Origin of the sequence: Serratia quinivorans (assembly GCF_052113645.1) — a bacterium.
Lineage (GTDB): Bacteria > Pseudomonadota > Gammaproteobacteria > Enterobacterales > Enterobacteriaceae > Serratia > Serratia quinivorans_B.
In genome coordinates this window covers 76,130-90,986 of record NZ_JBIEIU010000002.1, presented here as the reverse complement: position 1 = coordinate 90,986, position 14,857 = coordinate 76,130, and the positions used below count along the sequence as shown (strand labels likewise).

Genomic DNA, 14,857 nt, shown 5'->3' with positions numbered 1-14,857 from the left:
GTTAATTTTTCACCGCATTCTCTGATAAAGCCGCGGGAACAATCAACCGGTTAGGCAAGGTAAAGATAAATCGGGTGCCGATGCCCTGCTCGCTGAGGATCTCCAGCCGCGCATCGTGGTGGCTGAGCGCATGCTTGACGATCGCCAGCCCCAAACCGCTGCCGCCGGTCTGGCGTGAACGGGCCTTGTCGACACGGTAGAAACGTTCGGTCAGGCGTGGAATATGCTCGGCAGCGATGCCCGGCCCGTTATCACTGACCTGGAACTGCGCGCCGTTTGGCGTCTGTTGCCAACTGACCTCAATATGGGTGCCTTTCGGTGTATGATTGACGGCGTTATACACCAAATTCGACACCGCACTGCGCAGTTGGTCGTCGTTACCAAACACCTTGAGCTGCTCATTCACCCGGAAGGTGATCTCGTGGTTACCGCCACTCAGTGATTGCGCCTCGCGTTGCAAAACCCGCAGCATCAGGGGAATATCGACCCGCTCATTCATTTCGACATTGGGCGCGGCCTCGATACGTGACAGCGTCAACAGTTGTTTGACCAGCCCGTCCATACGCCGGGTCTGCTCCTGCATGGTGCCCAGCGCCTTGCCACGCAGCGAACCATCCAGCTCTTCGTCGCTCATCATCTCCAGGTAGCCCTGCAACACCGTCAGCGGCGTTCGTAACTCGTGGCTGACGTTGGCGAAGAAGTTGCGCCGTGCCCCTTCCAACTGGCGCATCTGGGTCACATCGCGCGCCACCATCAGCAACTGCCCTTCGGAATAGGGCATCACGCGGAATTCCACGTAATGTTCGTTGTTCAGTTGCAGCGTCAAGGGGCGTGAGAACTCCTGCTGTTGCAGATAGTGGCTGAACTCCGGATAACGCAGCAGGTTAAGGATGTGCTGGCCATTGTCTTCCGGCCAGCGGAAGCCCAGCAGATGCTGCGCCAACCCGTTACACCAAAAGATATTGCCTTCGACGGTAGTCATCACCACCGCATCAGGCAGCGATTCCGCCCCGCTACGGAAGCGTTTGATCAGCAGCGCCAGCTCACGGCGACGACGACGGTTCCGCTGCTGCATCTGATACAGACCGTAAAACAGCGGTTCCCAGCTCCAACGCCCGGGCGGCGGCGTCATGCTGCGGTCGACCCACAGCCAGTGGGAAAGTTTGAGTTGGTTGTAGAAATTCCATACCAATGCCGCCAGCACCGAGGCCAGCAGCAGCCAGGGCAGATAACCGAACATCAGCCCCAGCAGTAAGGCAGGCAAGCAGAAAAGGGCCAGCTCCAGGGCCAGCCTCTTCCAGGATAGACGTTCTAACACGGCATATTCTCCAGCGCGGCGCGATCAGTAGCGCGTTGAGAATCGGTAGCCGGTGCCCCGAACGGTTTGAACCATTTTGTCATGACCACTGGTCTCTAACGCCTTACGGAGTCGACGGATATGCACGTCAACGGTGCGGTCTTCCACATAAACGTTAGTGCCCCAGACGTGATTAAGCAACTGTTCGCGGCTATAAACGCGCTCCGGGTGGGTCATAAAGAAGTGCAACAGTTTGAACTCGGTCGGCCCCATATCCAGCGCTTGCTCGTTAGCCATCACGCGGTGTGAGGATGGGTCCAGGCTCAACCCTTGCATTTCAATCACTTCTTCCACCGCCATCGGTGAAATGCGGCGCATTACCGCTTTGATGCGGGCCACCAGTTCCTTCGGCGAGAAGGGTTTGGTGATGTAATCATCCGCCCCGACTTCCAGACCGCGCACCCGGTCTTCTTCTTCACCGCGCGCTGTCAGCATCATCACCGGAATATCACGGGTCATCGCTTCACGCTTCATATGTTTAATAAACTGAATGCCAGAGCCCCCTGGCAACATCCAGTCGAGCAACACTAAATCAGGAAACGGCTCAGACAGGCGCGTCACAGCGCTGTCATAATCCTCAGCTTCCAACGGTTGGTAACCATTCTGTTCCAACACAAAGCACACCATCTCACGGATCGGCGCTTCGTCTTCCACCACCAGTATGCGTCTTGCCATCGTCAATCCTGCCAATGTGTTAGCGATCACAGTTGATTGCGGGCGCCATTATGCGTCAGTTTTGTGACAGATTTATGAAATAAATAGCCATGAAAAAAACGCACTGTAATAGGCAGTAAGCATAGCGATTATTTCTAATCACGCAGAAACATCATATTCCCTTTATAATCACCGCCATTACCCTATCGCCCCGGGAGTGTCATGCGCCTGATCCACACCTCTGACTGGCATCTTGGCCAGTATTTTTTCACCAAAAGCCGCGCCGCCGAGCATCAGGCATTTTTGCGCTGGCTGATCGAACAGATCGAACAACACCAGGTGGATGCGCTGATCGTCGCCGGGGATCTGTTCGATACCGGCTCGCCGCCCAGCTATGCCCGCGAGCTGTATAACCGTTTCGTGGTGGAATTGCAGCACACCGGCTGCCAGTTGGTAGTATTGGGCGGCAATCACGACTCCGTGGCCACCTTGAATGAATCGCGTGAATTACTTTCTTGCCTGAATACCACCGTGATTGCCAACGCGCAGAGCGAAATCGAACAACAGGTACTGGTGCTGAATCAGCGCGACGGCCAACCGGGTGCGGTGCTATGCGCCATTCCTTTTCTGCGCCCACGCGATCTGCTCACCAGCCGCGCCGGTGAGTCGGGCGTGCAAAAACAGCAGGCGCTGCAAGAGTCTATCGCCGACCACTATCAAAAGCTGTACCAGGCCGCCTGTGCTCGCCGTGAGGCGCTGGGCTTGCCGCTGCCCGTCGTCGCCACCGGCCATCTGACCACCGTCGGCGTCACCACTTCCGATTCGGTGCGCGACATCTATATTGGCACGCTGGACGCCTTCCCGGCGCAGGCCTTCCCGCCGGCTGACTACATTGCTCTGGGGCATATTCACCGCGCGCAAAACGTCGCCAAATCTGAGCATATCCGCTACAGCGGCTCCCCTATCCCGCTGAGTTTTGACGAGTTGGGCAAGGCCAAGAGCGTGTTTATGGTGGATTTCGCCGCGGGTGCCCTGCAGCAGGTCAGCGCGTTGGAGATCCCAAGCTTCCAACCGATGCAGCTCATTAAGGGTGATTTGGCGCAGATCGAGCAGCAATTGCAGCAGTTCGCCGATTATCAGGGTGATTTGCCGGTATGGCTGGATATTGAAGTGGCGACACAGGATTACCTGAGCGACATTCAGCGCCGCATTCAGCTGCTGGCCGATCAACTGCCGGTGGAAGTGGTGCTGCTGCGCCGCAGCAAAGAACAACGCCGCCAGGCCATTGAGCAGCAAGACAAAGAAACGCTCAATGAACTGAGCGTCAATGAAGTGTTCGAACGGCGGCTGGCGCAAGAGCCTGAGATGGCCGAAGCCCGCAAGCAGCGAATGAGCCAGATGTTCCAACAGGTGGTCGAAGCCGTACGGCACAACAGCCAGGAGCCGAACCCATGAAAATCCTCAGCCTGAGATTAAAAAACCTCAACTCGTTGCAGGGGGAATGGAAGATCGACTTCACCGCCGAGCCCTTTGCCAGTAACGGATTATTCGCCATCACCGGTCCCACCGGGGCGGGTAAAACCACCCTGCTGGACGCCATCTGCCTGGCGCTGTATCACCAGACGCCGCGCCTTAACGTCACGCCCAGCCAAAACGAACTGATGACCCGCCACACCGCCGAATCGCTGGCGGAGGTCGAATTTGAGGTCAAAGGCGTCGGTTATCGCGCCTTCTGGAGCCAACGTCGCGCCAAAAATTCCCCGGACGGCAACCTGCAGGCACCGAAGGTGGAACTGGCGCTGCGCGAAGACGGCAAGATCCTGGCGGACAAAGTGCGCGACAAACTGGATCTTACCGCCGCGATCACCGGGCTGGATTTCGGTCGCTTTACCAAATCGATGATGCTGTCCCAGGGGCAGTTCGCCGCCTTCCTCAATGCCGACGCCAATGACCGAGCCGAACTGCTGGAAGAGTTGACCGGCACCGAGATTTACGGCCAGCTCTCCGAACGCGTTTTCGAGCAGCACAAGCAGGCCAAAACCGATCTGGACGCGCTGCATCAACGCGCCAGCGGCATTGAGTTACTCAATGACGAACAGCGCCTTCAGTTGGAAAACCAGCTCGTGGAACTCAGTTCGCAGGAAAATACCCTCAGCGAACAGACCCAACGCCAGCAACGGGCGTTGAACTGGCTACAGCATTGGCAACAGACGCTGCAGAAACAGCAGGAATATCAAGGCCAGTTGAGCGCAGTACAGCAAGAGCAGGCCGCGGCAGAACCGCAGTTGCAGCAGTTGGCACGCAGCGAACCGGCAGAGAAACTGCGACCGCTGCTCAACGAGCGCAACCGCTGCCATAGCGATCACAAGACGCTGCAACAGCAGATCGCTCAGTGGGTATTGCAACAAGAACAGCAACTCGCCCAAATGGCGCCGCTGCAACAGGCGGTGGATCAAGCGCGCGCGCAATTGCAGGCGCATGCCGAACACCAGCAGGCACAGCAACGGCTGATCGACGAGCAGATCGTCCCGCTCGACCACCAGATCGCCCAGTTACAAAAAACGCAGGCAGAACTGCAACAGGCCTGTGATACCGCCACGCAGCAGTACGCACAGCAAAAAGCGGAGCTGGAACAACTCGAGGTTCAACGAACCCAACTCACCCTCCAGGCGGGGCAGCATCAGGAGCGGCTTAACGGCCTTGGCGCCGCGCTGGCGACGCAGCAACAGCTGCAAAATACGCTGGAAGCTCAATCGCCCCTGACAGCACTGCGCCAGCGTCAGAGCGAGTTGGCCGAACTGCGCCCGGTGCGCCAGCAGTTATTCACGCTCTCCTCGCTGTTTGGCCAGGTCAGCGAACGTCTGGAGCAGCAGCGCAAAGAATTCGCCGCCGGTCAGGCGCAGCTCGGCGAGCTTGAAAAACAGCTCGAAGCAACGCGCCAGCAGTACAAACAGCAAAAAGCGCATCAGACGGACGTGGAGAAAGCCCTTGAGCTGGAACAACGCATCGTCAGTCTGGAAGCGGAACGCGCCCGTCTGCAAACTGGCGAGCCCTGCCCGCTGTGCGGCTCTGCCGAACATCCGGCCATTGAGCAATATCAGGCGGTAAAACCTTCTGAGACCGCATTACGCCTGGCGGAGATGCGCGTCAAAACCGAGGCCTTGTACACCCAGGGCACCGAACTGCGCACCCGCTGCGAAAGCCTGAAGGAGCAGTTGCAACGCCAGCAACAGCTCATCGGGCAAGACGAACAACAACTGGCCGCACACCGGCAGCAGTGGCAAACCCTCAGCACGCCTCTGGCGTTTGATTTTGACCTGCAGGACACCGACAGCCTTAGCCAGTGGTTGAGCGCCTGCGACCATGAAGAGCGTCAGGCCCAGGCCTGTCTGCTGCAACATGAGCAGGCAGCCCACGCCGTGCAGCAGGCTAAAGATCAGTTGGCCGCCCTGCAAACGCAGCAGCAGCAGGCGCAGCAGGAGAAGGCGCGGCTGGACGAACGCTTTGCCCTGCTGGCAAAAAGCCACGCCGAGGCCCAGTCGCAACAGCAACGCCTGCTGCAACAGCGGCAAGAAGCAGAGCTGGCCCTTGCCGAACAACGTGCACAAAGGCTGGCCCTGTTTGGCGAACAGCACATCGCGCAGGTGCGTGAACAGTTACGCGCCCGGCAGACAGCCTGTGAGCAGGCCAGCCAACAGGCGGCTGAGCAATGGCAGAAAGCGCAGGAACAGCGTGATCGCCTGAGCGGACAGCTCGCCGGACTACAGCAGCAACTGCTGCAACAGACTGAGCGACTGCAACAGACGGAGCAAGACTGGCAACAGGCATTGTCCGCCAGTGAATTCGGTGACGAGGCCGCCTTTAACGCCGCACTGTTGAATGACGACCAACGTCAACAATTGCAACAGCGCAAAGAGCAGTTGCAGCAGCGACAGGTGGAAGCCAGCGCTCTGCTGACTCAATCCCTGGAAACCCTGGAGCAACAGCGCCGGCAGCGTCCGGAAGGGTTGGATGAAACCCAGGCCGATCCCCAAACCCTGAGTCAGGATCTGACCACGCTGGCGCAGCAGCTCAAAACCCTGCAGCTACGGCAGGGTGAAGTCCGCAATCAGTTGGAAAGCGACGCCGCACGCCGCCTCAATCAGCAGTCGCTGTTTGAGCAAATCAGCCAAAGTCAGCAACAGTACGACGACTGGAGCTATCTCAATCAGTTAATCGGCTCCAAAGAGGGTGATAAATTCCGTAAGTTCGCCCAAGGATTGACGCTCGATCATCTGGTCTATCTGGCCAACAATCAGCTTGGGAGGCTACACGGGCGCTATCTGCTGCAGCGCAAAACCAGCGACGCGCTGGAATTGCAGGTGGTGGATACCTGGCAAGCGGACGCACTGCGCGACACCCGCACCCTGTCCGGTGGGGAAAGCTTCCTGGTGAGCCTGGCGCTGGCGCTGGCGTTGTCCGATCTGGTCAGCCACAAGACCAGTATCGATTCGCTGTTCCTCGATGAAGGCTTCGGCACGCTGGATGCGGAAACCCTGGATACCGCGCTGGACGCGCTCGACAGCCTGAACGCCTCAGGAAAAACGATCGGCGTGATCAGCCACGTTGAAGCAATGAAAGATCGCATTCCGGTGCAGATCAAGGTGAAAAAGGTTAACGGTCTCGGCATCAGCCGGCTGGAGCCACAGTTCCGGCTGGAATAACCTTGCCCGGCCGCAGAAATGTGACCGTGGCGGCACTCCCCGGTGAAAAGCATTGAGCCACCGCTGACAAAGTTTATGATGCTATCGATAACAGGATTGTTACTGTAAATATACAGGCAAAACCTGACGTACGGGATCGCTCCTGTACGTCAGGTTTTTTCGTTTTCAGTATGCTGAAACATCCGGGAAAAACCATGAAGATCGCTAAAATACTCAATAATAACGTGGTGATTACGCTGGACGACCGCCAGGAAGAGACGGTGGTCATGGGAAAAGGCATCGGCTTTAAGAAGAAGGCCGGCGATCTGCTGGACGAAGATCTGATCGAGAAGATCTTCACGCTGAACGGCAGCGATATGGCCGAGCGCTATAAAACGCTGCTGTCGGAGATCCCGCTGGCCTGCGTGACCACCGCCGACAAAATCATCACCCTCGCCCGCCAGCGCCTGCCAGGCAAGCTGCATAATATCGTTTATATCACGCTGACCGATCACATCCATTTTGCGCTGCAACGCCATGCGCAGGGGCTGGACATCAAAAACGTGCTGCTGTGGGAAATCAAGAAACTCTACCCGGCCGAGTTTGCCGTCGGGCTGGAGGCACTGGCGCTGATCGCTCAACGACTGGGTCCCTCCTTGCCGGAAGACGAGGCAGGATTTATCGCCCTGCACCTGGTTAACGCTCAGTTGAATGACGAGATGCACAACACCCTGCACATCACTCGTGTCATGCAGGAGATCCTGAATATCGTCAAATACCACTTCCGTTTTGACTACAACGAAGAAGCCCTGAGTTATCACCGCTTTGTTACCCACCTGAAGTTCTTCGCCCAGCGTCTGCTGGGTAAAAACTACGTCGACAGTGATGACGATTCACTCTATCTGGTGGTGAAAGAAAAGTACCCAAGCTCCTTTGCCTGCGCAGGCAAGATTAATCAGCACATCGAAAAAAATTATCAGCACCAACTCACCCGCGAAGAGATGATGTTTCTGACCATTCATATCGAACGGGTACGCAACGAGAGCGAGACAAAATAGCGTTAGCGTCGGGCGTCAAACACCCGAATGCCGTACTGCGGAAAAGCGGCGTCGGCGCTAATCAGCGTCAGCCCTTCGGCCTGTGCCTGAGCGATCAGCATGCGATCAAAAGGATCATGATGGTGTGGGGGCAATTCGCCTGCCTGCTGGCCGTGAAAAGCCGACATGGGCAGCGGCAGGAAATCTTCGGCCTCAATCACCTCAAAAATGTCTTCCGGCAGCACCAGCTTGCCCAGCGCCCGCTTAATCGAAATCTCCCAAATGCTGGCCGCGCTGACAAACACCACATTGCCGGGCTCGGCTATCTGCTTTCTGGTATTTTCCCCCAGGCTGGCATCGTCTATCAGCCACCACAGCAGCGCATGAGTATCCAGCAGCAGACGCCTCATTCATCCCCCTCAAACAGCGCTGTGATGTCTGCATCGCCATCATTAAAATTCTCCGGTACGGTAAATTTGCCCTTGGCAGCACCAGGCTGGCGAGTTTGCCCTTTGATGGCCACCAGCTGAACATACGGCTTCCCTGCTTTCGCTATAATCACGGTCTCTCCTTGTGCGGCTTTATCCGCCAGTTGGCTCAGATTGGATTTGGCTTCGTGCATATTGGCCTGGATAGGCATACGCGATCTCCTTAGCTAAGTTAGCTAAAGCATAATGGGGAGTCTAGTTTTTGTACAGGTAATTGATTAAAGCGCGAGCAGTCCCGCGCTTTTTTGCAACAGTTACAGCTGTGGCCACAGCCAGGCCGCGCCACGCACGCCGCTGGAGTCGCCGTGGACGGCCTTGCGGATCGGGGTTTCACATTCGCCGCCGAATACCCAGGATTTCACCAACTGCGGCACGTGCTGATAAAGACGATCCACATTGCTCATACCACCGCCCAACACCACCACGTCCGGATCAAAAATATTGATCACGTGCGCCAGCGATTTCGCCAGCCGCAGTTCATAGCGGCTGATGGCTTGCTCCGCCAGAGTATCCCCCTGGGCCACCAACGTCATGATCTCATGCCCTTTTAGCGGATTGCCGCTCAGGCGCGCATAGTCGGTGGCAAAGCCGGTGCCGGAGATAAAGGTCTCGATACAGCCCTGTTTGCCACAGTAGCAGGGAACCTCCGCGCGAAAACGCAGTTCGTCATCGTCCAGCCACGGCAGCGGGTTATGCCCCCATTCGCCAGAGATGCCGTTACCGCCAGAGTGTGCCTGCCCGTTGATCGCCACCCCGGCACCGCAGCCGGTGCCGATGATCACCGCAAACACGGTTTGCTTGCCGGCGGCGGCGCCGTCGGTGGCTTCCGATACCGCCAGGCAGTTGGCGTCGTTAGCGATACGGACTTCACGCGCCAGCATCGCCGACAGGTCTTTGTCCAGTGGCCGGCCGTTAAGCCACACCGAGTTGGCGTTTTTCACCAAGCCGGTATAGGGCGACAGCGTACCGGGAATGCCCACCCCGACCGAGCCCTGCTGCCCGGTATTGTCTTCTGCCAGCGTCACCAAACCGGCGATCGCTTCCAGCGTTTTCTGATAGTCATGGCGCGGCGTGGCAATACGATGGCGGAACAGTTCCCGCCCGTCGTTGGCCAACGCGATCACTTCAATTTTGGTGCCACCCAGGTCGATACCAATGCGCACGATTTTTCTCCTCAATGCACAACAACATTGCTACAGCCTAATGTAACCGGCTTTCGGGATCACCCCATTAACGCCGAGTGTGACGGCGATGGCAATTTCCGCATCAGAACCGCACCGGCTGCCGCTTATTAATTAGCCATCAGGTACACTGAATTTCATCAGTTAACCTATTGATAACATTTTTCCGCATCATAAAATTCGGAGAGCAGCGATGAAACCTGCCATATTGATCGTCGACGACGATCCCGCTATCTGTGACCTGCTTCGCGACGTGCTCAACGAGCACGTGTTTACCGTGCATGCCTGCCACCGGGGCAGCGAGGCGCTGACACTCCTCAACCAGCAGCCCGACATTGCGCTGGTGCTGCTTGATCTGATCCTGCCGGACACCAACGGCCTGCTGGTGTTGCAGCAGATTCACCGTCTGCGGCCGGATCTGCCGGTGGTGATGCTGACCGGCCTCGGCTCCGAGTCCGACGTGGTGGTCGGCCTGGAAATGGGCGCCGACGACTACATCGCCAAACCCTTTAACCCTCGCGTGGTGGTCGCTCGCGCCAAGGCGGTCCTGCGTCGTACCGGTGCGCTGGCACTGGAGCCGAGCGCCGCCGGCCCGGCCAAAGCCGAGGGCTGGCAGTTCAACGGTTGGTGCCTGGACACCAGCCGTTGCACGCTGCACAACCCCCAGCGGCAACCTGTCGATCTGACCCAGGGCGAATACGGTTTGCTGCTGGCGCTGGTGCAACATGCGCGCAAAGTGCTGACCCGCGATCGCCTGCTGGAGCTGACCCACAGCGAAACACTGGAGGTCTTCGATCGCACCATCGACGTGTTGATCATGCGGCTGCGACGCAAGATCGAGAGCAATCCACATCAGCCCGAGCTGATCCGCACCATTCGCGGGCTGGGTTATGTCTTTGCCGCCGACGTCAGCCAGCCGGTAGCTGCCGCCTGATATAATCCAGCCAGCGCAGCGCCGACAGCACCAATGCCGTGCCGGGTCATCACAACCCCTGCGCCAGTGAAATCAATGCCATGCTGGTTCTCCTTAAGCGATAAAGCGCAAGTATTCGTGACACAGCAGCCACTGGGGCGGCTGGTCCTCTTCGATCGGGCTAAAACGGCTGAGCGGCGTCAGGAAACGGTTATCGTTGTCGTCATCATTCACCGTCGACACTTCCCCTACCAGCACATCGCCAAAGCCTTCCTCGCCCCAAAAGCTGTGATAGATGCCCGGCGTCAGGCAGATGCTTTCTCCCGGCGCCAGCCGCAGGCGCGACCCGGCGGCGTGGGTCTGTCGGCAGCCGTCCAGCGTCACGCTCACCGGGCTAGCGGCCAGTCCTTCCTGTGGATCGGCATTGTGCAGTTCGACGATCAGGTTACCGCCGCCGCGGTTGATGATGTCTTCCCGTTTACGCCAGTGGAAATGCATCGGCGTGACCTGCGCTTCGCGGCAATGCATGATCTTTTCCGCATAGCATTTGACGTAGGGTTGCCCCCCCGGTGAACCGTTACGCAACGTGAATAACGTGAGTCCCTTGCGGGCAAAATCATCGCCGCCGAACGCCGTGACGTCCCAGCCCAGTTTCAGGTCGAACACCTCCTGCCACGGCTGGCGATCGAGCTGGCGCCAGACGGGCGGACTGAAGTGGGCAAAGGGCGGCAGATGGACGTCAAAGCGGGCAAAAAAGTGCTGGGTTTGTTGCAGAGTCTGGTTCACGGCGGAACGGTTCATGTCGCCTCCGGAAGCGGTGATGAAATGTGGGGCCTGGCGTAGCAGACCCCGCCGACAACAGGTTATTTCACCGTCCAGCCTTTGTAGCTGCCGATATTGTTTTTATCGATCATGGTCACCGGGATCAGCACCGGGCCGGTTGGCGCGGGTTTGCCCTGCAGGATCTGGTAGCCGATCTCGACCGCTTTGGCCGCCATCACCTGCGGATCCTGTGCCGGCGTAGCCACAAACAATGAATTGCCGCGCTTGAGCGCCTCTTCGCCGTCTGGCGATCCATCGACGCCAACGATAAAGAACTCACTGCGCTGCGCCTGCTTGGCCGCCAGATCCGCACCGATCGCCGTCGGATCGTTAATCGCGAACACCCCGTCGATCTTCGGATTGGCGGCCAGCAGCGCGGTCATGATCTCCAGCCCGCCTTCGCGGCTGCCCTTGGCGTTCTGGTTATAGGACAACAGCTTGATCTGCGGATGGTTCTTCAGCTCGGTCATGCAGCCTTCCACCCGGTTCTGTACCGCAGAGACCGGTGGCCCGTTGATGATCACCACGTTGCCTTTCTCTTTCAGGCGGTCGCTGATGTACTTACAGGCCATGGCGCCGGCCTGGGTATTGTCCGAGGTGATGGTGGCATCGGCGCCTTCAGCCGCCACGTCAACCGCCACCACCACGATGCCCGCGTCTTTGGCGCGTTTTACCGCCGGGCCGATACCTTTGGAATCCGCGGCGTTGAGGATGATCATATCGACCTTGGCAGCGATAAAGTTATCGATCTGCGCCACCTGCTGGCCGAGATCGTAACCGCTCGACACCAGCGTCACGTTGACCTTGTCACCGGCCAGCTCACGCGCTTTCAGTTCCGCACCTTTGGTGATTTGCACAAAGAACGGGTTGGCCAAATCGCCCACCGTCACCCCAATCGATTTCAACTCTTTCGCCTGCACCAACGAGGCACTGCCGAGCGCAGCGGTAACCAGCAAAGCAGTAATCAATGGCTTGAAACGCATAGTGTTTTCCTCATTATTTTCTGAGATACGAAAAACCTGCCCCGGTGGGCGCTAACCAACCTTTCTTTTTCACTCAACCTTGCCCTATGGATTTCGAGTAGCAGCGAGTGCAAGTCACAACGCTGCGGCTTGAAAGAGGACCGGTAGATCAGTGTTGATAATTGCGGGTGCGATACTTGTCGATTAACACCGCGATGATGATCACCGCCCCTTTGATCACCAATTGCCAGAAATAAGAGACGCCCATTAACGTCATGCCGTTGTTCAGGGTGGCGATAATCAGCGCTCCCACCAGGGTGCCGGTAATGGTGCCGATGCCACCGACAAAACTGGTGCCGCCGAGGATCACTGCGGCAATCGCGTCCAGCTCATAGCCCATGCCGAGGTTGCCGTTGGCGCTGTACAGCCGAGAAGCGCTCATCACCCCGCCCAGCCCGGACAACAGACCGCTCATGCCATAGACGAACAGCAACACGGCGCCAACCTTGATCCCGGTCAGGCGCGCCGCCTGCATGTTGCCGCCTACCGCGTAGATATGAACCCCCAGAGTCGTGCGGCGCAGAATGAACCAGCACAGTGCGATCACCGCAAAGGCGATAATCACCAGCCACGGGATCGGCCCCAAATAAGCGTTACCGATCCATTCAAAACTGATATTGGAATTGATGATGGTGGTGCCGTCCGCCAGCAGATAAGCGGCACCGCGCAGCGCGGTGTAGGTCCCCAGGGTGACGATAAACGGCGGCAGACCCGCGTAGGCCACCAGAAAACCGTTAAACAGCCCCATACCCAACCCGGCCAGCAGCGCCAACGGGATCGACAAGCCGGCCATGTCCGGCATCAGTGAAACCGCCATCGCCACCACCGCCGTGGTGCCCAGCATCGAACCGACCGAGAGATCGATGCCGCCGGTCAGGATGATAAAGGTCATGCCCGCCGCCAACACGATGTTAATCGACGCCTGCCGGGCGATATTCAGCAGGTTGGCGTCGGTAAAGAAATTCGGTGCGACAAAGCCGAAAACTGCGACGATCAGGATCAATATCGGCAAGATGCCGACGGTTTGCATCATATCGCCCAATAACGCCCGCTTCAGCGTCGGATTTTTTGCGCCTGATGGCAGCGGATTCGAAGTCATGGTCGGCTCCTTGAGCGTAGGAATGGAATTATTCATGCGGTAGTCACCTGCGGCTGGGTGGCGTCGACGCCGGTGGCCAGCGTCATAATGTTTTCCTGGCTGATCTCAGCGCCGCTCAGTTCCCCGACGATGCTGCCTTCGTGCATCACGTAGACCCGGTCGCTCATGCCGACCACCTCAGGCAGTTCACTGGAGATCATCAGGATCGCCACGCCTTGCTGCGCCATCTGGCTCATGATGCGGTAAATCTCGCTTTTGGCGCCAACGTCTACGCCGCGCGTCGGTTCGTCGAGGATCAGAATGCGCGGACCGATCGCCACCCAGCGTGAAATCAGCAGCTTTTGCTGGTTGCCGCCGGACAGCCCACCGGCCCTGACCTGGGCATGCGGTACGCGGATATTCAGCAGACCGATTGCGTCGCTGGAAATACGTTGCGCCTTGCGGCGATTAAGCAGGCCGTAGCGACCGTCGCGCTCCAGCGTCGCCATCACGATATTTTCATGTGCCGCCAGATCGAGAAACAAACCCTGCTCTTTGCGGTTTTCAGTGAGGAAACCGATACCCAGCGCGATGGCGTCGCGCGGCGAGTGGATACTGGCCACCTTGCCATCGACCTCCACCGTGCCGCCGCTGGACTTGCGCACGCCGAAAATCAGCTGCGCCAGCTCGGAGCGCCCGGCCCCCACCAACCCGGCAAGAGCGACAATTTCACCGGCGCGAACCTGCAGACTGACCGGTTTCACCTTCTTGCCGTCGGTCAGGCCATGCAGCGTCAGGCGGGGTTCACCCACCGCGATGCCCTGCTCCTTGTTGAACAAATCACTCAGCGGTCGGCCTACCATCATGCGCACCAGTTCGCTGGCGGACAGCTCGTCGCGCATCAGGCTGCCAACATACTGGCCGTCACGCAGCACGCTGACGCGATCCGAAAGCTCGTACACCTCCGCCATGCGATGGCTGATATAAATGATCGCCATGCCTTCATCGCGCAGCCGTTTGATCAGTTCGAACAACCGATGCGTCTCACGCGAAGAGAGCGCCGCCGTGGGTTCATCCATCACCAGAATGCGGCTGTTACGGTGCAGCGCACGGGCGATTTCCACCTGTTGCTGCTCGGCGATGGTTAATTTCATCACGCGATCGCCGGCACTGAACTGTGCCCCCAGACGATCGATCACCTTCTGCGCTTCCAACAACATCTGTCCGCGCTTCACCAGGCCGCCGCGCTGGATCTCGCTGCCCAAAAAAATGTTTTCCGCCACCGTCAAATTCGGCGCCAAATTCATTTCCTGGTAAATCAGCGTGATGCCTGCCGCCAGGGCATCTTTTGGCCCTTTGATGGCGAACGGCTGCCCATCGATAAAAATTTCCCCGCTGCTGGCGATATAAGCGCCGGCCAATATTTTCATTAAGGTACTTTTGCCCGCGCCGTTTTCACCCATTAGCGCGTGGATCTCACCGCGATACACCGTCAGGTTGACGCCCTTCAGCGCATAGAACTGACCAAAACTCTTGGCGATGTTGTGCATTTCCAGAATCGGGGTCGCGCTCATCGTCATACCTCAGATTGCGGTTCGGATTGAGTGCAGTTAACCACGCATA

13 protein-coding genes are annotated in these 14,857 nt (G+C 58.1%); 4 read left to right on the top strand and 9 right to left on the bottom strand.

Translation table 11 applies throughout. The features are described 5' to 3' along the window. Nucleotide 1: 1 nt before the first annotated feature. Nucleotides 2-1,318 carry a phosphate regulon sensor histidine kinase PhoR gene (gene phoR / locus ACGS9J_RS05680; protein ID WP_442230057.1) on the bottom strand — a complete coding sequence of 439 codons (1,317 nt, stop codon included), beginning with the start codon at nt 1,316-1,318 and terminating at the stop codon, nt 2-4. A 24-nt stretch (nt 1,319-1,342) separates the two neighbouring features. Further along, nucleotides 1,343-2,032 carry a phosphate response regulator transcription factor PhoB gene (gene phoB / locus ACGS9J_RS05675; protein ID WP_012005482.1) on the bottom strand — a complete coding sequence of 230 codons (690 nt, stop codon included), beginning with the start codon at nt 2,030-2,032 and terminating at the stop codon, nt 1,343-1,345. Between the two features lie 201 nt (nt 2,033-2,233). Here phoB and sbcD point away from each other — a divergent pair, with 201 nt between their 5' ends. From sbcD to licT, 3 genes are all read left to right on the top strand, one after another. Continuing rightward, entirely contained in the window at nt 2,234-3,466 is a 1,233-nt protein-coding gene (gene sbcD / locus ACGS9J_RS05670) for an exonuclease subunit SbcD (RefSeq protein WP_442230056.1), read from the top strand. Continuing rightward, nucleotides 3,463-6,714, top strand: a complete 3,252-nt coding sequence (gene sbcC, locus ACGS9J_RS05665; RefSeq protein WP_442230055.1) for an exonuclease subunit SbcC — start codon at nt 3,463-3,465, stop codon at nt 6,712-6,714. The genes sbcD and sbcC overlap by 4 nt, the downstream gene beginning before the upstream one ends. A gap of 194 nt (nt 6,715-6,908) precedes the next feature. Then, nucleotides 6,909-7,751 carry a BglG family transcription antiterminator LicT gene (licT, locus tag ACGS9J_RS05660; protein ID WP_442230054.1) on the top strand — a complete coding sequence of 281 codons (843 nt, stop codon included), beginning with the start codon at nt 6,909-6,911 and terminating at the stop codon, nt 7,749-7,751. Nucleotides 7,752-7,753: 2 nt separating this feature from the next. Here licT and ACGS9J_RS05655 read toward each other — a convergent pair whose 3' ends face one another. The 3 genes from ACGS9J_RS05655 to mak all read right to left on the bottom strand — a co-directional run bounded on the left by ACGS9J_RS05655 (nt 7,754) and on the right by mak (nt 9,381). Continuing rightward, entirely contained in the window at nt 7,754-8,140 is a 387-nt protein-coding gene (locus tag ACGS9J_RS05655; protein ID WP_442230053.1) for a type II toxin-antitoxin system VapC family toxin, read from the bottom strand. Continuing rightward, entirely contained in the window at nt 8,137-8,370 is a 234-nt protein-coding gene (locus ACGS9J_RS05650; protein WP_442230052.1) for a type II toxin-antitoxin system Phd/YefM family antitoxin, read from the bottom strand. Before ACGS9J_RS05650 ends, ACGS9J_RS05655 begins: the two co-directional genes overlap by 4 nt. A 102-nt stretch (nt 8,371-8,472) precedes the next feature. Beyond that, nucleotides 8,473-9,381, bottom strand: a complete 909-nt coding sequence (mak, locus tag ACGS9J_RS05645; protein WP_442230051.1) for a fructokinase — start codon at nt 9,379-9,381, stop codon at nt 8,473-8,475. 211 nt (nt 9,382-9,592) lie between these two features. On the opposite strand from mak, the gene ACGS9J_RS05640 reads away from it, so the two are divergent. Then, complete coding sequence (locus tag ACGS9J_RS05640) at nt 9,593-10,333, top strand: response regulator (protein ID WP_442230050.1); 741 nt, start codon at nt 9,593-9,595, stop codon at nt 10,331-10,333. A 93-nt stretch (nt 10,334-10,426) separates the two neighbouring features. Here ACGS9J_RS05640 and ACGS9J_RS05635 read toward each other — a convergent pair whose 3' ends face one another. From ACGS9J_RS05635 to ACGS9J_RS05620, 4 genes are all read right to left on the bottom strand, one after another. Next, the gene (locus ACGS9J_RS05635; RefSeq protein WP_442230049.1) at nt 10,427-11,113 is read right to left on the bottom strand and encodes a D-lyxose/D-mannose isomerase; all 687 of its coding nucleotides are present in this window, start codon (nt 11,111-11,113) and stop codon (nt 10,427-10,429) included. A gap of 62 nt (nt 11,114-11,175) precedes the next feature. After that, nucleotides 11,176-12,117: an ABC transporter substrate-binding protein gene (locus ACGS9J_RS05630; RefSeq protein WP_442230048.1), complete on the bottom strand. Its 942-nt coding sequence runs from the start codon at nt 12,115-12,117 to the stop codon at nt 11,176-11,178. Nucleotides 12,118-12,265: 148 nt separating this feature from the next. After that, complete coding sequence (locus tag ACGS9J_RS05625) at nt 12,266-13,255, bottom strand: ABC transporter permease subunit (RefSeq protein WP_442230308.1); 990 nt, start codon at nt 13,253-13,255, stop codon at nt 12,266-12,268. A 32-nt stretch (nt 13,256-13,287) separates the two neighbouring features. Next, nucleotides 13,288-14,808 carry a sugar ABC transporter ATP-binding protein gene (locus tag ACGS9J_RS05620; protein WP_442230047.1) on the bottom strand — a complete coding sequence of 507 codons (1,521 nt, stop codon included), beginning with the start codon at nt 14,806-14,808 and terminating at the stop codon, nt 13,288-13,290. Between the last annotated feature and the right edge of the window lie 49 nt (nt 14,809-14,857).